Annotated in this window: 19 protein-coding genes; 8 read left to right on the forward strand and 11 right to left on the reverse strand. The window is 65.5% G+C overall.

Annotation, left to right across the window (positions count from 1 at the left end; genetic code table 11):
• Position 1: 1 nt before the first annotated feature.
• Both LGM42_RS18530 and LGM42_RS18535 read right to left on the reverse strand, forming a co-directional pair.
• Positions 2–433 (reverse strand): MarR family winged helix-turn-helix transcriptional regulator, encoded by a 432-nt coding sequence (locus tag LGM42_RS18530; protein WP_059639051.1) that lies wholly within the window; start codon positions 431–433, stop codon positions 2–4.
• 107 nt (positions 434–540) lie between these two features.
• Complete coding sequence (locus LGM42_RS18535) at positions 541–1461, reverse strand: LysR family transcriptional regulator (protein ID WP_059575302.1); 921 nt, start codon at positions 1459–1461, stop codon at positions 541–543.
• A 113-nt stretch (positions 1462–1574) separates the two neighbouring features.
• Here LGM42_RS18535 and LGM42_RS18540 point away from each other — a divergent pair, with 113 nt between their 5' ends.
• The 3 genes from LGM42_RS18540 to LGM42_RS18550 all read left to right on the forward strand — a co-directional run bounded on the left by LGM42_RS18540 (position 1575) and on the right by LGM42_RS18550 (position 3870).
• Positions 1575–2003, forward strand: a complete 429-nt coding sequence (locus tag LGM42_RS18540) for a MarR family winged helix-turn-helix transcriptional regulator (RefSeq protein WP_226232843.1) — start codon at positions 1575–1577, stop codon at positions 2001–2003.
• Between the two features lie 177 nt (positions 2004–2180).
• Positions 2181–3428 carry an aconitase X gene (locus tag LGM42_RS18545; RefSeq protein WP_226232844.1) on the forward strand — a complete coding sequence of 416 codons (1248 nt, stop codon included), beginning with the start codon at positions 2181–2183 and terminating at the stop codon, positions 3426–3428.
• The gene (locus LGM42_RS18550; protein WP_226232845.1) at positions 3421–3870 is read left to right on the forward strand and encodes an aconitase X swivel domain-containing protein; all 450 of its coding nucleotides are present in this window, start codon (positions 3421–3423) and stop codon (positions 3868–3870) included. The genes LGM42_RS18545 and LGM42_RS18550 overlap by 8 nt, the downstream gene beginning before the upstream one ends.
• Positions 3871–3982: 112 nt before the next feature.
• On the opposite strand, the gene LGM42_RS18555 is transcribed toward LGM42_RS18550, so the two are convergent.
• Positions 3983–5059: an AraC family transcriptional regulator gene (locus LGM42_RS18555; protein ID WP_226232846.1), complete on the reverse strand. Its 1077-nt coding sequence runs from the start codon at positions 5057–5059 to the stop codon at positions 3983–3985.
• 75 nt (positions 5060–5134) lie between these two features.
• On the opposite strand from LGM42_RS18555, the gene LGM42_RS18560 reads away from it, so the two are divergent.
• Positions 5135–7168, forward strand: a complete 2034-nt coding sequence (locus LGM42_RS18560) for an NADPH-dependent 2,4-dienoyl-CoA reductase (protein WP_226232847.1) — start codon at positions 5135–5137, stop codon at positions 7166–7168.
• Between the two features lie 179 nt (positions 7169–7347).
• On the opposite strand, the gene LGM42_RS18565 is transcribed toward LGM42_RS18560, so the two are convergent.
• A complete protein-coding gene (locus tag LGM42_RS18565) occupies positions 7348–7752 on the reverse strand; it encodes a DUF2471 family protein (protein WP_059575323.1) in 405 nt (134 codons plus the stop codon).
• Positions 7753–7889: 137 nt separating this feature from the next.
• On the reverse strand, positions 7890–8783 hold the full coding sequence (locus LGM42_RS18570; protein WP_226232848.1) for a LysR family transcriptional regulator: 894 nt from the start codon (positions 8781–8783) through the stop codon (positions 7890–7892).
• Positions 8784–8869: 86 nt separating this feature from the next.
• On the opposite strand from LGM42_RS18570, the gene LGM42_RS18575 reads away from it, so the two are divergent.
• Positions 8870–9655, forward strand: a complete 786-nt coding sequence (locus LGM42_RS18575; RefSeq protein WP_226232849.1) for an NAD(P)H-dependent oxidoreductase — start codon at positions 8870–8872, stop codon at positions 9653–9655.
• 10 nt (positions 9656–9665) lie between these two features.
• Here the strand turns inward: LGM42_RS18575 and tssE are convergent, their stop codons facing one another.
• The 6 genes from tssE to tssK form a co-directional block, all read right to left on the reverse strand.
• Entirely contained in the window at positions 9666–10088 is a 423-nt protein-coding gene (tssE, locus tag LGM42_RS18580; protein WP_059575349.1) for a type VI secretion system baseplate subunit TssE, read from the reverse strand.
• Positions 10085–12811, reverse strand: a complete 2727-nt coding sequence (gene tssH / locus LGM42_RS18585) for a type VI secretion system ATPase TssH (protein WP_226232850.1) — start codon at positions 12809–12811, stop codon at positions 10085–10087. The genes tssE and tssH overlap by 4 nt, the downstream gene beginning before the upstream one ends.
• 107 nt (positions 12812–12918) lie before the next feature.
• Complete coding sequence (locus LGM42_RS18590; protein WP_059575329.1) at positions 12919–13404, reverse strand: Hcp family type VI secretion system effector; 486 nt, start codon at positions 13402–13404, stop codon at positions 12919–12921.
• Positions 13405–13500: 96 nt separating this feature from the next.
• Positions 13501–15345, reverse strand: a complete 1845-nt coding sequence (locus LGM42_RS18595; protein ID WP_413227420.1) for an OmpA family protein — start codon at positions 15343–15345, stop codon at positions 13501–13503.
• On the reverse strand, positions 15276–16031 hold the full coding sequence (locus LGM42_RS18600) for a DotU family type IV/VI secretion system protein (protein WP_060311452.1): 756 nt from the start codon (positions 16029–16031) through the stop codon (positions 15276–15278). The genes LGM42_RS18595 and LGM42_RS18600 overlap by 70 nt, the downstream gene beginning before the upstream one ends.
• Positions 16031–17380, reverse strand: coding sequence for a type VI secretion system baseplate subunit TssK (gene tssK, locus LGM42_RS18605; protein WP_060311450.1), 1350 nt, complete (start codon positions 17378–17380; stop codon positions 16031–16033). Before tssK ends, LGM42_RS18600 begins: the two co-directional genes overlap by 1 nt.
• A gap of 562 nt (positions 17381–17942) precedes the next feature.
• Between tssK and tssB the strand changes: the two genes are divergently transcribed.
• The 3 genes from tssB (at position 17943) to LGM42_RS18620 (ending at position 22627) form a co-directional block, all read left to right on the forward strand.
• Complete coding sequence (gene tssB, locus LGM42_RS18610) at positions 17943–18455, forward strand: type VI secretion system contractile sheath small subunit (protein ID WP_226232852.1); 513 nt, start codon at positions 17943–17945, stop codon at positions 18453–18455.
• Between the two features lie 73 nt (positions 18456–18528).
• Positions 18529–20079 carry a type VI secretion system contractile sheath large subunit gene (gene tssC, locus LGM42_RS18615; protein WP_226232853.1) on the forward strand — a complete coding sequence of 517 codons (1551 nt, stop codon included), beginning with the start codon at positions 18529–18531 and terminating at the stop codon, positions 20077–20079.
• Between the two features lie 79 nt (positions 20080–20158).
• Positions 20159–22627 carry a type VI secretion system Vgr family protein gene (locus tag LGM42_RS18620; RefSeq protein WP_226232854.1) on the forward strand — a complete coding sequence of 823 codons (2469 nt, stop codon included), beginning with the start codon at positions 20159–20161 and terminating at the stop codon, positions 22625–22627.
• Positions 22628–22647: the final 20 nt, after the last annotated feature.

Here is a 22647-nt window from a genome sequence, read left to right on the forward strand (position 1 = left end):
GTTAGCGTTCCGGCAGGTTGTGCGTGATCCGGAACAATTCGTCTCTCAGTCGGGCCGCCTGCGCCGACCCGAAGCGCCGCTCGAACGCTTCCTGCGCGGCGAGCCAGTGCACGTGCGCATCGGCCACCTTGGTTTCGCCGTGCGCGGTCAGCGCGAACGTCTGGCCGCGGCATGGCGGCTCGATCCGCCCCGTCACCAGCGCCGCGCCGACGAGCGGCCTGAGCGCGCGCAGCAACGCGGTGCGTTCGATCACCAGCACGTTCGACAGTGTCGCCATCGTCAGGCCGGGCCGCTCGCGCAGCAGCGCGAGGATGCTGTATTGCGACGGCGTGACGCCCGCCCGCGACAGATAGCGCTCGTAGAACTGCGAGATTCGCCGGGCGGCCTGCCGGACCGCGAAGCAATCGTCATCGGTGAGCGTGGTCTTGTGCATGTGCACATGTTAGGGGGCGGGGCGGCGCGAAGCGAGGGGCGGGACAGGATCAGATTGGTGTCGTGGCTGTACCAATCGGCGTCGCAAAGGCGCGTTCCCGCGCCCGGTCACGCCGCGGCCGGGACGCTCCAGCCTTCGCGGTCGCAATACGCGGCCGTGTAGTCGATGAACGCCTTCACCTTCGCGGGCAGCAGCGAGCGGTTCGCGTACGCGAGCTTGATTTCGACGAACGCATCGACGAGATCGGCGCCTTCCAGCAACTGCACGAGCGCGCCCGACGCGAGTTGCGCCTCGACGAGCGTTTTCGGGACGACGCCGATGCCGAAGTCGTGCATCACCATTTCGCGGTTGAACACGGGGCTGTTCGACGAGATGTCGAAACGGAACGGCACGGTGACCGTGTCGCCGTCGACGCGGAACGACAGCGCCGGGCGGCGCAGCGACGGCGAGATCGGCACGAACGGATGATCGGCGAGGTCGGCCGGGCTTTCGGGGCGCGCATGCGCGTGCAGATACGCAGGCGTGGCGACGATCACGACCGGAATGCGCTCGATCAGCCGCACGACGGTCGATTCGCTCGTCAGCATGTACGGCACGACGATGCCGATGTCGTAGCCTTCGCCGACCAGATCGACCGGGCGCTCGGTCAGCGTGACGTCAAGACGCACGTTCGGGTGCGCGGCCTTGAAGCCGGCGATCAGCGGCACGAGCCGGTTCAGCGCGGCCGTCGTATGCGCGACGAGGCGCAGCAGGCCCTCGGGCTCGCGCGTGTGTGCCTGCGCTTGAACTTCCAGCGCGTCGAGCTCGTCGAGCACGGCCGCGCAACGCTCGTAGATGCGCTCGGCCGTCTCGGTCAGCGACACCTGGCGCGTGGTCCGGTGCAGCAGACGGCTGCCGAAACGCGCCTCCAGATCGGCCACCGCGCGCGAGACGACCGGCCGCGCGAGGCCGTGCATGTCGGCGGCGCGCGTGAAGCTGCGCATCTCCACCACCGACCGGAAGATCCGCAGCTTGTCGATGTAGTCCATGTCCGTCTCCTTGACGCGATCGCCGGCCGCCGGCCGCCGGCCGCCGGCCGCCGGCCGTTGTTACTGCGGAGTGTACATTGACTTTATGCATATGCACATATAGATTCCGGAACATGAACGACATTCCGATTTCCGAGGCGTGCAACTGTCTCGCGCTGCGCCAGGCGGCGCGCTTCGTCACGCAACTGTACGAACGCCATCTGGCCCCGGTTGGCGTCACGCCCGCCCAGTTCTCGATCATGGTGAACCTGAAACGCCGGCCCGGCCTGCTGATGAGCGAACTCGCCGACACGCTCGTGATGGATCGCACGACCTTGCTGCGCGCGCTGAAGCCGTTGCAGCGCGACGGCTTCGTCGCGACGGCTGCATCCGAGCACGATGCGCGTGCGCATGCGCTCCATCTCACGAAGCTCGGCGAGCGCACGTTCGCGCAGGCGAAAGTTGCGTGGCAGGCCGCGCAGGACGAATTCGACACGCAATTCGGCCGCGATCGCGCGAAGGCGCTGCGTGACGAGTTGTTCAGCCTGACTGCGGAGCGTTAGGGGGAACTGGATCGGAATGCGAGCCATTATGTGATTTCTTCGCTGAATTTCGCTGAAAGTGGTTTTTTGGAGGTCCGGATTCGTGAAAATCTGGACAGTTTTTATTTCCAGTTGTAGAGTCCTCTGACGGATTTCACGCAGCCGGCGCCGCCGGCACGCGTCACGAGGAGCAACCGGATGCTGCAGTTGAGTGACCGCGACGACGCCATGTTGCGCGGGGATTTCGGCGACGGCGTCGCCCGTGCGATGCGAATCGTCGCGCGCACCGCGCAAGTGATGTCCGCGCCTCACCTGATCGACATTACGTCCGCGCATATCGACGGCTGCCTGTACCACGGCCAGACCAGCCTCGACTTCGTCGACTATTTCGTCGAAACAGGCGCGAAGGTCGCGGTGCCGACCACGTTGAACGTCGGCTCGCTCGACTTGATCCATCCCGAGCTGTACCACGGCGATCGAACGATCCAACGCGATGCGCGGCGCCTGATGGACGCGCATTTGTTGCTCGGTTGCGAATCGAGCTTCACGTGCGCGCCGTATCAGCTGAAGCATCGCCCCGCGCTGGGCGAGCAGATCGCGTGGGCCGAATCGAATGCGATCGTGTTCGCGAACTCGGTGCTCGGCGCACGCACGAGCCGCTACGGCGATTTCCTCGACCTGGCTGCCGCGATCACGGGGCGCGCGCCGTATGCGGGGTTGCATGTCGACGCGAACCGCGCCGCGCGGATCGTGTTCAATGCGCCGGACTTCAGCGGCCTGCCGTCGCGCGACATCTATTTCGCCGCGCTCGGGCTGGCGGTCGGCAAGATCGCGGGCGCGGTCGTGCCGGCGATCATCGGGCTGCCGGCGGACACCACCGAGGACGAACTCAAGGCGCTCGGCGCGGCCGCCGCGTCGAGCGGGGCAGTCGCGCTGTTCCATGCAGTGGGCGTGACGCCGGAGGCGCCGACGCTCGACGCCGCGTTGCAGGGGCACGCGGCGCAGCGCACGGTCGATATCACGATGGCCGATCTCGACGAGATTCGCCGCACGCTGAACCACGCCGCGGCCGGCGACGCGCTCGTCGCGGTGGCGCTCGGCACGCCGCATTTTTCGCTGGCCGAATTCCGCACGCTCGACACGTTGCTCGACGCCTTCGACGGCAAGCCGGCCTGCGATTTCTACGTGAACACGAGCCGCTTCATTTTGTGGGAACTGGAAGAAGCCGGCCTCGCGGAGAAATTCGCCGCGCGCGGCATCCAGATCGTCGTCGATACCTGCACGTACATCACGCCGGTGATGAAGCAGTTGTCGGGGCTGGTGATGACCAACTCGGGGAAGTGGGCGTCATATGCGCCCGCGAACATCGGCGTGACGGTCGCGTACGGCAGCATGCGCGAATGCGTGCGGTCCGCGTACGAAGGCAAGGTGCGATTCGATGACTGAAGCGACGGGCAAGTTCTTGACGGGCGACACGCTCGTGCCGGGCAGCGCGTGTGCGCGTCCGTTCGTGCTCGACAAGCCGCTGAGCTTCTGGGGCGGCTACGACTCGGGCGCGGGCAGGATCGTCGATCGCGGGCATCCGCAGGCCGGCGCGGGCCTCGCCGGCAAGGTGATGGTGATGCCGCACGCGAAGGGCTCGAGTTCGAGCAGCAGCGTGCTCGCGGAAGCTGTGCGCAACGGCACGGGGCCGGTTGGGATCGTGCTGAAGGAACGCGACCTGATCATCTCGATCGGCGCGATCGTGGCCGCCGAGTTGTATGCGATCGCGGTGCCGGTGGTGTGCGTGGCGGACGACGTGTACGACGCGATCGCCGCCGCGACGGGCGACGTGCGGATCGAGGCTGGGGAGGGGGACGGCGGGGCGCGGATTGATATCGGCTGCTGATGCGTCGCGCGCTCGTCGCGGCATGCATCTCGGGCCACACGATCAAGCTGAACGCGACGCGCAGTACCGGTGAAATCGCGGGCCGGTGTCTCGTGTCGCCAGTGGTTGCGTATCAGTCGTGCGCCGCACCCGCTTCCCGGTATGCGCTCGGCGTTTGCCCGGCCCAGCGCCGGAACGCGCGCGTGAAATTCGCCGGGTCGGTGAATTGCAGCCGCTCGGCGATCGTCTTCAGGTCGAGGTCCGACGCGGCGAGCAACTGCTTCGCGTCGCGAAACCGCGCTTCGTCGAGCAATTGCCGATAGCTCGAACCGGCTTCCTCCAGCCGGCGCCGCAACGTGCGCGTCGACACGAGCAGCGCCTCGGCGAGCATGTCGGGCCCCGGGTATTCGCCGGCGGCGCGCGCCAGCTCCGCGCGAACCCGCTCGACCAGATCGCCTTCCTCCTGCCGCACCTGCGCATATTCGCGCTCCACCTGCACGAGCGCCTGCCGGTGCGCGACTTCATCGGCGAGCGGCAGCGGCCAGTCGAGCACGTCGTGCGCGACCCACAGCGCATTGGCCGCGCAGCCGAATTCGACCGGCGGCAACGTATCGCGGTAGCGCGCGAAATACGCGGGCTCCGGCCACGCGAATTGCAGCCTGATCGGCGGCGACGGGCGACCGGCCCATTGCGCGATGTTCTGCGCGAGCCCCGTCAGCACGAATTCGAACATCACGTGATGCTGCAGCACGGGATTCGCCTGCACGCCGTGCAGTTCGAGCGTCGCGCCGCGTTCGTCTTCCGCATAGGTCAGCCGGTACTGGCGATTGCGCATCCGGAAGTAGCGCTGCGTGACCGACAGTGCTTCGCGGATGTCCCGCGCGGTCAGCGTCGCATAGCCGAGAAAGCCGTGCACGGTCGGCTTCAGCAGCAGCCCGAACGCGAGCCCGATGCCCGGATCGCCGCCGATCTCGATCGCGTTGAGCACGAGCCGCCCCCATTGCGACGGCGCGACGCGTGCATCCGGTTCGGCCAGCACCGCGTCGCGCAGGCCCGTGCCGGCACGCACGGCGGCCAGATCGACGCCGCGTGCGGCCAGCGCCTGCAGCAGCAGGCGCGTATAGGCGACCGGAATCGTCGGCCGGCGCAGCCCGAGGCGGTCCTTGCGAGACGGGGAGGTCATGTCGTTTTGGCCGGAAATGACAAGCATTATGGCTGTTTGCCCCCTCACGTTCAAGGCGCCGCGCGCCTACGATGGCAGGCATCGCTTACTGGCCGAATCATCATGACGACCTCCTTTCCCCACCTGCTCGCTCCGCTCGATCTCGGCTTCACGACGCTGAAGAACCGCGTGCTGATGGGCTCGATGCATACCGGCCTCGAGGACAGCCGCAAGACGCTGCCGCGTCTCGCCGAATATTTCGCCGAGCGCGCGCGCGGCGGCGTCGGCCTGATCGTGACGGGCGGTTTCGCGCCGAACGTGGCCGGCTGGACCAAGCCGTTCGGCGGCACGCTGATGACGTCGGCCGCCGCGCGCCGGCATCGCGAGATCACGGATGCCGTGCATGCGGAGGATGGCAAGATCGCGCTGCAGATCCTGCATACGGGCCGCTACGGTTATCACCCGTTCGCGGTCGCGCCGTCGAAGATCAAGTCGCCGATCTCGCCGTTCGCGCCGCACGAACTGAGCGCGCGCGGCGTCGAGCGGCAGATCCGCGCGTTCGTGCGTTGCGCGAAGCTGGCGCGCGAAGCCGGTTATGACGGCGTCGAGATCATGGGCTCCGAAGGCTACCTGATCAACCAGTTCATCTCGATGCATACGAACAAGCGCACCGACCAGTGGGGCGGGTCGTACGAGAACCGCATCCGCTTGCCGATCGAGATCGTCGAGCGCACGCGCGAAGCGGTCGGCCGCGACTTCATCCTGATCTACCGGCTGTCGATGCTCGACCTGATTCCGGATGGCAGCGACTGGAACGAAACCGTGCAGCTTGCGAAGGCGGTCGAGCGCGCGGGCGCGACCATCATCAACACGGGGATCGGCTGGCACGAGGCGCGCGTGCCGACGATCGCGACGTCGGTGCCGCGCGGCGCGTTCGCGTGGGTGACGAAGAAGATGAAGGGCGAGGTCGGCATTCCGCTCGTGACGACCAACCGGATCAACCGGCCCGAAGTGGCCGAGCAGATTCTCGCGGACGGCTGCGCGGACATGGTGTCGATGGCGCGTCCGCTGCTCGCGGATGCCGAGTTCGTCGTCAAGGCCGCGCAGGGCCGGGCCGACGAAATCAACACGTGCATCGGCTGCAACCAGGCGTGCCTCGATCATGCGTTCAAGAACCGAATCGCGTCGTGCCTGCTGAATCCGCGTGCGTGCCACGAGACGGAGCTGAAATACACGCCCGCGCCGCAGTCGAAGCGCATCGCGGTGGTGGGCGCGGGGCCGGCCGGGCTCGCGTGCTCGACCGTGCTCGCGCAGCGCGGCCATCAGGTCGACCTGTTCGACGCGGCGCCGGAGATCGGCGGCCAGTTCAACATGGCGAAGCGGATCCCGGGCAAGGAGGAGTTTCACGAAGCGTTGCGCTACTTCGGCCGGCAGGTCGAGTTGACCGGCGTGAAGCTGCACCTGAACCGCCGCGTCGACGCGAGCGACCTGATCGAGGGCGGCTACGACGAAATCGTGCTCGCGACCGGCGTCGCGCCGCGCGACCCCAAGATTCCGGGGCAGGACGGGCCGAACGTGCTCAGCTATATCGACGTGCTCGCGGGCGGGCAGCCGGTCGGCCGACGGGTCGCGGTGGTGGGCGCGGGCGGGATCGGCTTCGATGTCGCTGAATATCTTGTACAGGACGGCGAGTCGCCGGCGCTTGATCTGGACGCGTGGAAGGCCGAGTGGGGCGTGACCGACCCGGCCGCGACGCGCGGCGGCGTGACGCGTGCGCGGGTGTCGGCGCCCGCGCGGGAGGTGACGCTGCTGCAGCGCAAGGCCGCGCCGCTCGGCAAGGGCCTCGGCAAGACGACCGGCTGGATTCACCGTGCGACGCTGAAGATGAAGCAGGTGAAGATGATCGGCGGCGTGAATTACGAACTGATCGATGCACGCGGATTGCACGTGTCGTACGGCGAGCAGCGCACCGATCACGAATTGATCGAAGCCGACACGGTCGTGCTCTGCACGGGGCAGGAGCCGCAGGGCGCATTGCTCGCGCCGCTGCAGGCGGCCGGGCGCTCGGTGCACCTGATCGGCGGCGCGGAACTGGCCGCCGAACTCGATGCGAAGCGTGCGATCGATCAGGGGGCGCGGCTGGCGGCGCGGCTGTAACGGGCGTTGCTGCGCCGTTCGCCCGGTGGCAGTCACCGGCGGTGATCCGCGGCGGGCGGGGCTTGTCCCGCGCTGCGCCGATGCGCCGCTTCGCGGAAGCCGAACCGCGATGAGCGGCCGCGTCGATCGCGCTGCCACCCGACGTGCGGCAGAACGCAGCCGCGCAAGGCCCGCGCGGCTCAGGCCGCTTCGGCCCGTTCTTCCTCTTCCGCTTCGAGCATCGCCTTGACGATCAGATAGACGGCCGGCAGGTCGTCGTCGTCGCGGCGCCAGTCGACCGGCTCCTCGACGTCCGCGGCGACCAGCCGACTGTCGCGCAGCCGGATGAATGCATCGACGACGGCCGGCTCGTTGCGGCTCAGGAAACCGGCATTCGAGAATGCCAGCTCCTCGACGTTCAGCAGCGCCTGCCAGCTCATCGTGCGGACGGCGGCCGGGTGGGTGCGGCGCCGCAGGCCGAGCGCCCGCTGGGCAGGGCCGCTGACGACACGCTGCAGATCGACGACCGCCCGCTGCGCGGCGCGCTCGAAATGGACGGGATTGAAGCCGGGTTGCTCGGGATCGAATGCGGATGACTGGAACATGGTCGCCTCACTAAAGACCGTCTCGGGATGATGGAATTCGGGTCAAATGACGCAGAAACACTGTAAATGTATACAGTGATCGACCGACTTTCAAGCCCCGGGTGACAGCAGATGTCAGCCGCGCCATGACCGGCGTGTCAGACCGCCGCCGCGATTGTCTCCCGCAGCCATAGATGCGCCGGATCGCGATGCATGCGCTCGTGCCACAGCATCGACATTTCATAGCCGGGCACCTCGACCGGGGCGTCCACCACGCGCAGCGCGGGTACGTCGCGCACCAGCCGTTCGGGCACCATCGCGACGAGATCGGTACTCGCGACGGCCGACATCACGAACAGAAAGTGCGGCACCGACAGCACGACGCGCCGGGCGGCGCCGACCTTCGCGAGCGCTTCGTCCGTCACGCCGAAGAAGCCGCCGCCGTCGGGCGACACGATCACGTGTTCGAGCGAGCCGAACTGCGCGAGCGTGGGGCGCCGCTTCAGCTTCGGATGGCCGGCACGGCCGATCAGGACGTAACGCTCGACGAACACCGGCAGGCGCCGCATGCCGGGCGGCGAGCCTTCGGTCGTGTGAAAAGCCAGGTCGATGCCGTTTCGTTCGGCGTCCTGCTCGATGCGCGGCGGCACGAGCTCGACGACGGCGAGCCGCGTGGCGGGCGCGGTCGAGCGCAGCGTGTGCAGCGCGGGCAGCACGATCGTCGATTCGCCGTAGTCGGTCGCGGCCACGCGCCACGTGTTCGTCGCGGTTGCAGGGTCGAACGGCGTGGCCGGAACCACGGCCCGCTCGACGGCCTCGAGCGCCTCCCGCAACGGCTCGCGCAGCGCTTCCGCGCGCGCGGTCGGCCGCATCCCGCGGGGCCCCGGCAGCAGCAGCGGATCGCCGAACACGTCGCGCAGTTTTTGCAGCTGGACGCTGACCGACGGTTGCGACATGTTCAGTTTCTCGGCCGCCCGCGTGACGTTGTGCTCGGCGAGCAGCACGTCGAGCGTGACGAGCAGGTTCAGATCGAGCTTTCTGAGATTATTCATCACTATACCTGGGATATCAGGAATTCATTTCCAATATACCGTTGAAGGCGGCATCCTGCAGTCATTCAATCCACGGAGTGACGAACATGAATGTGCTGATCGTGTATGCCCATCCCGAGCCGCGCTCGCTGAACGGCGCGCTGCGCGACTTCGCCGTCGCGCACCTCGAAGCGGCCGGCCACACGGTGCAAGTGACCGACCTGTACGCGATGAACTGGAAGGCGACGCTCGATGCGCACGACATGACCGGCCGTGCACCCGACGATCGCTTCGATCCGGCGCTCGATTCGAAGCGCGCGTTCGAGACGGGCACGCAGCGCGACGACATCGCGCGCGAGCAGGACAAGTTGAAGTGGGCCGACGCGGTGATTCTGCAGTTCCCGCTGTGGTGGTTCTCGATGCCGGCGATCATGAAGGGCTGGTTCGAGCGCGTGTACGCGTACGGGTTTGCTTATGGTGTCGGCGAGCATTCCGACACGCATTGGGGCGATCGCTACGGCGAAGGGTCGCTCGCCGGCAAGCGGGCGATGGTGATCGTCACGACGGGCGGGTGGGAACCGCACTACAGCCGGCGCGGTATCAACGGGCCGATCGACGACCTGCTGTTCCCGATCCAGCACGGCATGCTGTATTACCCGGGGTTCGACGTGCTGCCGCCGTTCGTGATCTATCGGACGGGCAAGATGAACGCGGCGCGCTTCGACGAAACGCGCGCGGCGCTCGGCCGGCGTCTCGACGATCTGTGGACCACGCAGCCGATTCCGTTTCGCCGGCAGAACGCGGGCGATTACGAGATTCCGGCACTGACGCTGAAGGACGGGATCGCGCCGGGGAAGGTTGGATTTAGTGCGCATCTGGCGCACGAGGGTTGATCGTGCGCGATCACGATGGGTCGATGCGCCGGACGACGTGCAGGCGGCCCGGCGGCTCGAAGTAGGTGCCGAAGCGTACGAGCCCGGCGTTCTTCAGATGGCAGGTCATCTCGAAGCTGACGAGGATGCCGGGATCGCGGTTGTCGACGATCGCGACGTCGATCGCGCGAATGCGCGGTTCGTATTTCAACAGCGTCGCTTCCATCTGCTGCTTGAGTAGATGCGCGGACGCGGGCAATGCCTTGTAGATGTTCGTCAGGTCGGGCAGCCCGTAGTCGGGTAGATGCTTGAGCGCGCCGGCTCGCGTATTGAGAATACGGCGGACGTTCTGCTGGACGCTCAGGCATTCAAGCGTGCGGTCGTCGTAGGCGCCGATCGGTTCGCCGCCGATCTGGCCGAGCAGCATGTCGTACAGCGACGGGCCGGCGGTCATTGTCGGCCCCATCGTTCGGTGCCGTCGTCGGCGGCCGTCGGCGCATCGACGAAATCGATCGTCAACGTGCCTTCGGCAGTCGCGGACAACGAGATCTGCCGTGGCGCGATGCCCGATGCCATCCGCGCAAGCAATTCGCGGGACACGACGGGCAGCACGCGCTGGTTCAGGAATGCATCGACGCTGCGTGCGCCCGATTCCCGCGATACGCAGTGCCGCGCGATCGAGTCGATCAGATCGTCCGCGCACGTCAGTGTCACGCCGTGTTGCCGGAGCAGGCGCGCTGCGATCGTGTCCAGTTTGATGCGCACGATCGACGCGAGCGCCACGGCATCGAGCGGCCGATAGACGAGCGTCTGGAACCGCGCGAGCAGTGCCGGCTGGAAATGCGCGACCAGTTGCGCGTGAATGACTTCCCGCAATGCCGCCTGCGTGATCGATGCGTCCTTAGCCGTCGCATCGTCGATTTGCGCACTGCCGAGATTGGACGTCATCACGATCACGCAGTGGCGGAAATCGATCTCGCGCCCTTCGCCGTCGCGCATCGTGCCCCGGTCGAATACCTGATAGAAGATGTCGAGCACCTCGCGATGCGCTTTTTCGACCTCGTCCAGCAGCACCACGCTGTACGGCCGCTGACGCACGGCTTCGGTCAGCACGCCGCCGCGCCCGTAGCCGACGTAGCCGGGCGGCGAGCCCTTGAGTTGCGACACGGTATGCGCTTCCTGGTACTCCGACAGGTTGATGGTCGTCAGCGCGGCGTCGCCGCCGAACAACAGGTCGGCCAGCGCTCGCGCGGTTTCGGTCTTGCCGACGCCGGACGGCCCGGCCAGCAGGAACACGCCGAGCGGCGCGTGTTCGCTCTTCAGGCCGGCCTTGGCGGTGCGCAGGCTCTCGGCCAATGCGGCGATCGCATCGTCTTGTGCGACCACGCGCGTCGCCAGCGTCGCTTCGAGGGCGAGCAGGTTGCGCAGTTCGTCCTCGACGAGGTTGCCGACCGGTACGCCGGTCCATTCGGCGACGACGCGCGCGATGGACGGCGCGTCGACGTCGGCGGCAATCATCGGCGACTTGCGTTGAACGGCCGACAACGCATCGAGCGCATCCGACACGGCTGCCGGATCGACCATCTGATTCGTTGCGTCGCGAAGGGCATGCACGACGCCGACGAGTTCGCGTTCCCGCGTGTACTGATCCAGCAGCCTGTCGGCGGCGCCGCGGGCGGTGTCGTATTCCGTGTCGATCGACGCACGCCGTTCGGCGACAGCGGCGATCCCGGCGTGACGGTCCGCGTCCAGCGCGGCGCGCTCCAGTTCGAGCGCCGCCAGCGTCGCACGCGCCTGCTGCAGTTCCGCGGGCGGCACGTCGAGCGACATGCGCACGCGTGCGGCGGCCGTGTCGATCAGGTCGACTGCCTTGTCCGGCAACTGTCGCGCGGGAATATAGCGGCGCGACAACCGCACGGCCGCGCCGATCGCTTCGTCGCGGATATGCACACCGTGATGCTTCGCGTAGCGGCTCGCGAGCCCGCGCAGCATCAGGCAGGCGGTGTCGTCGTCCGGTTCGTCGACGTTGATGACCTGGAAGCGCCGTTCGAGTGCGGCGTCGCGCTCGAAATACTGCTTGTACTCGGCCCACGTGGTGGCCGCGATCGTGCGCAATTCCCCCCGCGCGAGTGCCGGCTTGAGCAGGTTGGCCGCATCGGCGCCGCCCGCCGCGTTGCCTGCGCCGATCAACGTATGGGCTTCGTCGATGAACAGCAGGATCGGTGTTTCGGACGCGCGCACTTCGTCGATCACGTTCTTCAGGCGTTGCTCGAATTCGCCCTTGACGCCCGCGCCGGCCTGCAACAAGCCGAGATCGAGTGTCAGGATGTGCGTGTCGCGGATCGTTTCCGGCACGCTGCCTTCGGCTACACGCAGCGCGAGCCCTTCGACGAGCGCGGTCTTGCCGACGCCTGGTTCGCCGACCAGGATCGGATTGTTCTTGCGACGGCGCGCGAGTACGTCGATCATCTGCCGGATCTCGCGGTCGCGGCCGAATACCGGGTCGATCTCGCCTGCGCGCGCCTTTTCGGTCAGATCGAGCGCGAAACGGGCGAGCGCATCGCCGTCGATCGCGCGCGCCGGCACGTGCGGCGCATGCGGGGCCGCGTTGCCGGTGGGGGGCGATGCCGCCGTCCCGGCGCCCCGCTGACTGCCGGCCGGGTTGGTCTCCCGCATCGATACCGTTTCGTCGCGCGCGTTTTCACACGAGCGCCGCCCGAGCCGGGGCAGCACACGCCTGATCTGCGTACTCGAAACCGACAGCAGCGGCCATGCCCGCTGGGTGCGCAGCACATGCGGTGCGTCGACGATCGCCTGTAGCAGATGCCCGGAGCGAATGGCGCCGTCGCGGTCGTCGGATACCGCCTGCGCCCATGCGTCCTCGATCACCGTGGCGAGCTGCCGTGACAACGCCGGCACGCCGCGCAGCGTACGCGGCATGCGGTCGATCACGTCGATCATCGCATCCCAGACGGCATCGATGTCGAGATCGTAGTGACGCAGGATCGCCGGAATATCGCCGTCGTCCGCCTCGATCAGCTTCAGCACCCAGTGCTCGACCGCGATTTCGTCGGCGAGCCGGGTCTGGCAAAGGCTTGCAGCGGCTTCGAGCGCACGCGTGCAATGAGGATTGAGACGGCGAATGAGATGGGAAGCGTCCCGGAGCGGCGGCGTCATGTCGGTAGCGGATCAGGAGAGGGAGAAGGCGCGCATCCGTCGATGCGCATGCGAACCGGCGGAATCCGGTGCGCGCGCGCACCGGATTCCGCCGGCCGGTCAACACGTCAGGAACGTTCGTTCCACGTGTCCTTGTGGATGATGTTGCCGTCCTTGTACGACCACGTGATCGTCTCGTAGCGCAGTTCCACGTCTTCGAGATGGTTGTGCTTCTCGTAGTCGGGGTTCTTGATGTCGAGCATCTTCGGCTTCACCGCGACGATCTTCACGTTGTCGAGCTTCGTGTTGAAGTATTCCTTCTCCTTGCCCGCGTCGTCGATCCGATACCATTTGATCTCGACCGACTTCAGCGTCTGGCCGCTCGTCACGGCCTTGTACAGGTACGGCGTCGACGCGTCCGTTTCCTTCGTCAGCATGATCGGCTTGTGCACGCGCGTGCCGGTGAGCTTGCCCGTATTGCCGTCGGTCGGGATGTGCACGCCGTGGTCGAACGCGACCAGTTCGACGCTGCCCTCGCGATCCTGGACGGTTACCGAGCCCTTGATGTCCGCGCCACCGTCGTCCTTGAGCCACATGTAGGCCGGAATTGCCATTTGTTCACTCCTTCTTTTCGTACTGCGAATCGCCGGAACGGCGTTCCGGCGCTGACAAGCCCGAGGCGTCGCCCCGGGACCCAAAAATGTTGCGTATTACCGCGCGGCGCCCGTCGGGAGGGCCGGCGCCGGCGTATCGGGAACGAGCGTGATTTCTACCCGGCGATTCCTCGCTCGCCCCTGCGGTGTCGCGTTGTCCGCGACCGGCCGTGTATCGCCGTAGCCCTGGATCGCGAACTGCGTCGGCGGGATGCCCGACGCATCGACGAGCCAGTCGCGCACGGCCGACGCGCGATCGATCGACAGCTTGAGGTTCCGATCGGGCCGACCCCGATCGTCCGTGTAACCGGCGACGAGCACGCGCTTGTCCGGATGAGCCTTGATGAGGTCGAGTGCATCGACCATCGCGCGCGTGGTGCCGGCCTTGAGCCGCGCGTTGCCGCTGTCGAACAGCGACATGCTGTCCAGCGTGACGACGGCGGGCGGCGGCGGGGGCGGTTCGTAAGAGGCGATCGCGTCGTCGAGAAGCGGCAGCAGCTGCGCGCCGCGATAGGTGCCGAACGACAGCCGCAGCGGAACGCCGACGCGGGCGTATCGGTCGAGTTGATCGCGGTCCGCTGCAAGAGACAGAAGCGCGTCGCGCTTCGCGGCGTCCTGCGTGACGGGGATGCGGTTGTAGCGCTCCAGATGCGCGCCGACGCGGGCCATCAGCGCATCGCTGTTCCGGGCGGCTGCGCAGATGGCGACGACCGCCGCGCACGCGACGATCGCAATCGCATGCGCGACCGCGGCGATGCGCGGCGATCGCCACGCACGGCGCGGCATCGTATCGATCAGCGGTTGCGGAAAGGGCCACGGGAGCGGCGACGCGGGCAATGCGGCCGGCGTGATACCCGTCAGCGCGCGCACTTCGCGTTCCCATGGTTTGCCTGGGCCGGACGCCGGGCCGTGATCGATCCAGCCGGCGCCGAGCAGCGGCCACGGCGACGCGGGCTGACGTCGGTCCGTCAGCGTGTCGAACACGAGACGGCGGGTCCATCCGACGATCGACGCGATTCCGGCGGCGCGGGCCGAGAGGGCCGGATTTGCGTCGGCATGGAGTGCGTCCGACTCGGCCGCCTCGATTGCGGTGTCGAAGCCGTGCAGATTCGCGATGGCCGAGCCGGTCGACATGCCGTACCACTGCGCCGCCGATGCGCCGGCGGCGGCCTTCGTCGCCACGCTCGCAACCGACAGTCGCTGATAGACGGCGACATAGCCCGGCAGCGACGTGCCCAGCATGCGACACGCATCGGCGACGGCCTGCCGGATCACGCGCAGGTTCTGCGACAACGTATCGTCGCTCGCATGGAGGCCAGGCGCGACCGAGAGCACGACGCAATCGGGTGCATGGCCGTCCCGCCACTGACGGACGGCGACGGCAAGCCGGGCGAGATCCTGCGGGCGATCGGCGCGCAGCCAGATTGCGCCGTCGCCCACGTGAACGAAACGTGCGCGCGCCGTATCGCGATCGAACAAGGCGGACAGGCCGTCGCCGGTGACGAGCGCGAGCGGCATTTTCGTGCGGAGTGCGACGGGCAGGTCGGCGGTGGCCGCGCCCAGTTGCGCAAGCGCGTGCACGTTCCGTTCGCGGGCACGCGTCAGCCGGCACGAATGCAGCCAGACGACGAGCGCGGAAAGCACAGCGACGCTCGCCGTCAATCCCCACATGACGCCGCGATCGACGGCCAAAAACCATCCGATGATAGCCAGCGCGAGCGTCGCGGATAGCGTGACGATCGTGCGCAGCGGATAGCCGAGACCCGACAGCGCCGCGTTTGCGGCATCGGATTCGACGTGGGTCGCCACCCGTGGGACAGGGGTATCCGACGTCACGGCCGCTTCACTTTCTGGACGAGTTGCGCCAGTTCCGCGTCGAGAATGCGATCCCACGCGAACCATGCGAGTATCGCGATCACGCAGGCCGTTCCGGCGATCGCCCATGGCGACAGATGCCTGAGCCGGTCGATCAGTCGCGTGTTCGAACGATCGGTGACGAACCCCGGCCGCACAGCCGGCCGCAATCGATCGATTTGCGCGACCAGCGCGGCCAGCAATGCCAGACGCGTTGCCTCGCCCTCTTGGGCTTTCACCGACGAGCCCGCGCGAGCGGCGTAGCGGCCGCGGAATCCCAGACCGAAAATGGCCGCATAGCATTCGAGTAGATCGACGTTCGGCGCGGGTTCGTGCATCCGGTACTCGAGCCGCTCGTAAATGCGCGTGCCTGCGTCGTGCGTGCCGAACCGGTCGACCTGCAGCGGCCTGGACTCCCAGTTTGCCTTGTCGGCGGCGGGCAGATGCCGCAGCGCGGTTTCATCGATCAGCGCGCATTGCGCGACGAGCAAATCGTCCCGTATGTCGGCGGCAACCCCCTGTGCATCGAGTGCCGTCGCCAACTGCGCGACGAGCCGGGCGCACTGCTGACGCAGCCCTTCCGGGTTGTCGACCTCGCCGCCGCTCGACAGCTGCGCGACGAGCAGTGCCGTATCGCGCAGCAGCGCACGCATCGAAGGCCCGGCCGCGTGGCTGGACGATGGCTCCCGCGCCAGCAACGCGGAATCGTGACGTGTGGAGACGATGGCGTTCATCAGCGCAGCACCGCGTAGAGTTCGATCGATGCGTCGGGAACCGACGCCGGCAGATAGATCTGGCAAGCGCGCGCGGCCAGCATTCGCGCATGGGCGGCGTCGTGCGCATCCAGCGCGAAGTAATGGTTGTCCAGCCGCACCGGAATGGCGCCCGGCACGCGCTGCACGGCCTTGAGCGGAATTCCCGCCACCGCGGAATTGACGATGTGCTCGACGTCGTCTGGCGCACCGATCTTGCACAGGCGTGGGAACTGTTCGACGAGCTCGAACGCCGGTAGCGCCGCATTGACGGACAGGTACCAGTCCGCCGCGCCCTCGACGATCCGCTCGTCAAGGAACCGGCCGGCCCAGGTGGTCGGCGTTGTGTGCGAGAGCCCGATCGACACGACCCGCGACGGGATGATCGCGTCGAGCAGATCGCGGATCAACGCCTCGAGCGTCGCGAACACCTCGTGTGCGCCGGCATGATCGTAAGGCGGGATGTCGGTCAGCGACACGTGTGTCGAGAAAGTGATCAACGAGCCTGCCAATTGCGCGAGCACCTGGTACAGGCGATCCGTGGGCTGCGCGGGATGCGACGCGAGGAAGCGCAGTTGCGGCCACGCCTGATGAATGCAGTGCAGGAGCCAGAAGAGCTGGACGTCGGCGACGCCGTATTCGGCGACCTGTTCGATCCGTTCGCTGCGGCGCGCGCCGAGGAGCGCGCTCTTGGCGGCGAGGATATCCGCGAGCCGCCGGATGCGTTCGATATGCAGCGGATGACCCGACAGCGACAGACAGGGCGGTACGTATTCGCGATCGATCTGAAACTGGCCGCTCGTCGTGCGCGTCAGGCGAGCGATTGCGCATGCGGTGTCGTCTGCGTGCGATTCGTGGCCGAACAGCAAGCGGACGGCGTGGCGCTCGGCTGCGATTTCGGCTTCGCCCGCGCCGTTCAGGTCCACCACCTTCACGAACTCCCGATACGCGCGACGCGGACGGGCCAACGCCGTCTCGTCGAAACGGCAGTTGCCGCCGTTCGCATCGGGCAGCGCGAGTGCGGCGAGCACGTCGACGGTCTGGGTATCGGCGGGAATTTCGCGGCCGAGGTCACGCGCGGGCGGCAGTGCGTCGGCGATGGTCGTGTCGATCGGCGTGCCGTCCGGAAAGCGTAGCCGCAGCCGCGTGAGCTTCAGACGGCCGGACGCCAGTGCTTCTTCGTCGACATCGACGTTCAGCGTTCCCCACGGCGACGCGGCGACCGCCGACGCCAGTTGTTGCAGCGCGAACCCGTTCCAGCGGTCCTGCTGCTGGAAATGCTGCTGCGTGAGAATCAGCCCTTCATGCCAGAGCGGCTTTTCGATCCGCATGGTGTAGTCAATATCGATCAGAAGTTATGAGGCGCCGATTCTAACCATCATTTGCCGATTTCGTCACTCCGTCATCGGGTAATTTGTTGAAGAATGTGTCATTTATATCGAGATAAGTGTGAGGTTGATTTTGAGATTTTGGTGTGAATTGTTTTTGTGATCTGACGGAATTTGTGTGCGCTGATTTATCGAGATTTTGGCGAGTGTCGTTTGTGTAATTTAGTTATAAATATCAATGAGTTGTGGTGATCATTCGGTTATTTGAGATTGGTTTTGGTGTAGTTCATGTCTGCCTCGGGTGAGGGGGTGATATAGGACTAGTATTAATTGATACGTTTCTCGTTAGGTCGGATGTGATTTTTGATTTCTGTCTGTTTACTTTTCATGAAATTGCATGATATTTTCTGCCGTCTGAATCGGCATGTCATGCCGCGAATATCCGATTCGGTCGTGCGTCAATACGGGTTGCGATTTTCAAAAAAAGTGACGTGAACGACGGTGCACTCGTGGTCCGGGGTGCATATCGCGGAATCTTCAAGCTTTCTGAGATAAGGAGAACGAATTGGATAGCTTTCAGCGAGAGATCCCGAAGAGCCGGGTGTCGATCACTCTCGACCTGCATACGGGCGGGGCGCAGAAGAAGGTCGAGCTGCCCCTGAAGCTGTTGGTGGCGGGCGACTTCAGCGCCGGCCGCGAGCAGGCGCCGCTTGCCGAGCGCAAGAAGGTGAACATCGACAAGAACAATTTCGATGCCGTGCTGGCCGACTACGCGCCGGATCTCAAGATTGCCGCGAGCAACACGCTGGCCGGCGACGGTTCCGAGTTGCCCGTCAACGTGGCGTTCCGGTCGATCAAGGATTTCGAACCCGAGCAAGTGGCGCGCCAGATTCCCGAGCTTCAGGCGCTCCTCGCGATGCGCAACCTGCTGCGCGATCTGAAATCGAATTTGCTCGACAACGGGACGTTCCGTCGCGAGTTCGAGAAGGTGCTGAAGGACGACCGCCTGTCCGCGAAGCTGCGCGGCGAGCTCGCGCAGATCGCGACCGCCGCGACGCAGCCTGAAGGGCATGCGTGAGCGACGCCGGGCAAAACGCGCGTTCAGCGCATTCCGCAACTTCGTAGCCATTCGACCGCAGACAGGATCCGAGATGAAACCCACTGAAACGCAGCAGGCCGGCGCGACCGAGACCGTCGTGCTGGACGCCCCGCATGCGGATATCGACAGCGTCTACGCGTCGCTGTGCAGCAAGATCAACCTGAAGCCCATTAGCGAGGCGCGCCCGCTCGAGGCGTTCCGCGACAACGACATGCTGTCCGAGGCGTCGGCCGACGAGCGCATCGCGCGCGGGATGAGCGCGTTCCTCGAACTCGTCGCGAACGCGCGCCAGCCGGTGGACCGGCTCGACAAATCGCTGCTCGACTTCCACATTGGCCAGATCGACCGGCAAATCAGCCGCCAGCTCGACGCCGTGATGCACACGCCGGAATTCCAGGCGCTCGAAGCACGCTGGCGGGGCCTGAAGATGCTCGTGAGCCGTACCGATTTCCGCAAGAACGCGCGCATCGAGGTGCTCGACGTATCGAAGGACGCGCTGCAGCGCGACTTCGAGGACACGCCGGAACTGATCCAGAGCGGCCTGTATCGCCTCACCTACATCGAGGAATACGACACGCCGGGCGGCCAGCCGATCAGCGCGATGATCAGCGACTTCGAGTTCGCTAATTCACCGATGGACGTTGCGCTGCTGCGCAATATTTCGAAGGTCGCGGCTGCCGCGCACATGCCGTTCATCGGCTCGGTCGGGCCGGCGTTCTTCGGCAAGCGGTCGATGGAGGAAGTGGCGGCGATCCAGGACATCGGCAACTACTTCGATCGCGCCGAATACATCAAGTGGAAGAGCTTCCGCGATATCGACGATGCGCGTTACGTCGGCCTGACGATGCCGCGCGTACTCGGCCGCTTGCCGTACGGCAAGGACACGGCGCCGGTGCGGGCGTTCAACTATGAGGAGGCCGTCAAGGGCCCCGATCACGACAAGTACCTGTGGATGAACGCGTCGTTCGCGTTTGCGGCGAACATGGTGCGCAGCTTCGTGAACAATGGATGGTGCGTGCAGATCCGCGGGCCGCAGGCGGGCGGCAAGGTCGAGGATCTGCCGGTTCACCTGTACGACCTCGGCACCGGCTACCAGCCGAAGATCCCGACCGAAGTGCTGATCCCGGAGACGCGCGAATTCGAATTCGCGAATCTCGGCTTCATCCCGCTGTCGTTCTACAAGAACCACGACTTCGCGTGCTTCTTCTCCGCGAACTCGGCGCAGAAGCCGGCGCTGTACGAAACCAAGGAAGCGACCGCGAACAGCCGCATCAACGCACGGCTGCCGTACATCTTCCTGTTGTCTCGCATCGCGCACTACCTGAAGCTGATCCAGCGCGAAAACATCGGCACGACCAAGGATCGCCGGCTGCTCGAACTCGAACTGAACAACTGGATCAAGGGGCTCGTCACCGAGATGAAGGATCCGGGCGACGAGTTGCAGGCGTCGCATCCGCTGCGCGAGGCGAAGGTCACGGTCGAGGATATCGAGGACAACCCGGGCTTCTTCCGGATCAAGCTGTTCATCGTCCCGCACTTCCAGGTCGAAGGCATGGACATCGGGCTGTCGCTCGTGTCGCAGATGCCGAAGGCCAAGAACTGATCCGACGTGTGATGGCGAACCGCCGGGGTGACGATGATTGCCCCGGCGGCACCGCCTGTTTGCGCAACCGAGAGAGTCGATGTCGATGATTTTGCCTACGCAGGCTTATGAATTGAAGCTGGCGCCGCATCCGGCGCCGTTCTCGATCCTGAAGTTCACGGGGGTGGACCGCGTGAGCGAGCTTTATCGGTACGAGATCGAATTCACAAGCCCCGTGGCCGGGATTCCGATGGACCAGGTGCTGGGCCGGCCGGCGAAGTTCGTTGCGGATCCGGTCGACCCGGACATGGATTACCTGCGAAAGATGTTCGGGGAGAACGCGGCTCGGTTCAGTACGAAGCCGGCGGCGTATACGGTTCATGGTGTGATCACGCAATTCGACGAGCTCGAGACTTCGGCGGACGAAACGCGTTACCGCGTCGTGCTGGAACCGACGCTCGCGGATCTCGATCGCGGCGTGACCAGCCGCTTGTTTCAGAAGCAGTCGGTCGAGGAGATCGTGACCGACACGCTTCGGCACTACGGTTATCGCGCGGGGGTGGATTTTCAGTTCCAGTTGCGCGGGCAGTACAAGCGCCGTGAATACGTGACGCAGTATCACGAGACTACGTTCGCGTTCATCCGGCGCATGTGTGCGGAAGAGGGGATCTGGTTTCGCTGGGAGCAGAAGAAGGATCGCGCGGTGGTGGTGTTCGGCGACGATCTCGATGCGTATGCGCGCAAGCAGCGCACGGTGCCGTATCGGCGTGATTCGGGGCTGGAGAGTGTCGGTGCGGACGCGATCAAGACGCTCGGGCGCGAGATGAAGCGCGTGCCGGAGGCCGTGCGGCTGCATGACTACAATCATCGACAGGCCGGGGTGTCGCTGCTGGTTGAGGAAAACACGGCGCGCGACGACAAGACGACGAACGCCGTCGATTATCGCTGGGGCGAGCATTACGAGACGCCCGAAGAGGGCAAGCGGGTGGCGCGGTTGCGGCACGAGGCCTATCTGGCCGGGCAGATCACGTTCAAGGGAACGGGTAATCCGTTCTGGCTCGAAGCCGGCGAGGTGATGCGCGTCGAGCCGAAGCCGGCCGATGCGAAACATGGGGTCTTCGTTACGTCGGTCGAGTCGCACGGCGGGCGTAACGAGTCGTACTGGGTGGCGTTCGAAGGGATTCCGTCGGATCGCGTGTGGCGCACGTCGATGGCCTCGATTTCGCGACCGGTGGTCGACGGGATTCTGCCAGCGCGGATTACGTCGCCGGGCAACTACAAGTATGCGTATCTGACCGAACAGGGCTGGTACGTGATCAAGCTGCCGTTCGATCTCGATGAATGGAGCCCCGGTGGGACGAGCCGACCGGTGCGGTTGGCGAAGCCGTACAGCGGTGGCGACTATGGGCATCACTTTCCGCTGATCGACGGGGCGGAGGTGGCGATTGTCCATACGGACGGCGATCCGAACCGGCCGGTGATCATCGGGGCAATGCATGACAGCGTGCATCCGGACCTGGTGAACAACCTGAACCATACGCGGAACCTGATTCGGACGGCTGCGCGCAATGAGTTGCGGATGGAGGATAAGGAGGGCAATGAGCATGTCCACTTGACGACGCCGTTTCAAACCAGTGAGCTGAATCTCGGTCACATGGTCGATGAGAGCCGCAATGAGCGCGGTAAAGGGGCGGAACTACGCACCGACGAGCATGTTGCGGTTCGAGGTGCAAAGGGTGTGCTGGTGACGGCTGAGGCTCAGGTTGGAGGCGTCGGCGAGCAACTCGGGATGCAGGGCGCGCAAGGGTTGCTCGATCTGGCACTGCAGCAGATGCGCGGATTGGGAGAGGCAGCCGGCGCGGCGCAGGCGGTGGCGGCGGATTATGAGCGCCAGCGTGCTTTGCTTGAAGGAACGCTGAAGGAGTTGAAGAAATCGGGTGTGCTCGTGAGCGCGCCCGACGGTATGGGGCTGGTCTCGGGAACCGATCTTCAACTGAGTGCGAAGGACCATTTGATTGCAACGGCGGGTGGGAACGCCGACATCGGTGTGATGAAGCGGTTTACGGTCGCGGCCGGCGAACTGGTATCGATCTTCGCGCAGAAACTGGGAATGAAGCTTTTTGCGGCGTGCGGGAAAGTCGAGATTCAGGCGCAGAGCGACGAGATGCATTTGCTGTCGGACAAGGACATGCGGATGACGAGTGCCAACGGCAGGGTGACGATCGAGGCGAAGAGCGAACTGATTCTCAAATGTGGCGGTTCGTACATTCGAATCTCGTCAACGGGCATCGAGGATGGGACGCAAGGAAACCGGACGATCAAGTCAGCGGCTTTCAGTCGTCAAGGGCCGAGTTCGCTTGCGGAATCGATGAATACGTGGAAGCACGCGAAGTTTGCCGATACCTACGTTGTGAGGAATCCTTCCACCGGCGAACCGCTTGCCAATGTCCAAGCCGAGATCAAACGGGACGATGGCGGTGTGCTCAAGGTGTTGACGGACGAGTCCGGCCAGACGCCGCATCAGAAAAGCCTCTTCACCGAACTGGTTCGTATTCGCCTGCTGGGCTGAACTCACCAATTTCTGTTTTG

It is taken from the genome of Burkholderia sp. AU39826 (assembly GCF_020419965.1).
In the GTDB taxonomy this organism is placed as follows: domain Bacteria; phylum Pseudomonadota; class Gammaproteobacteria; order Burkholderiales; family Burkholderiaceae; genus Burkholderia; species Burkholderia semiarida.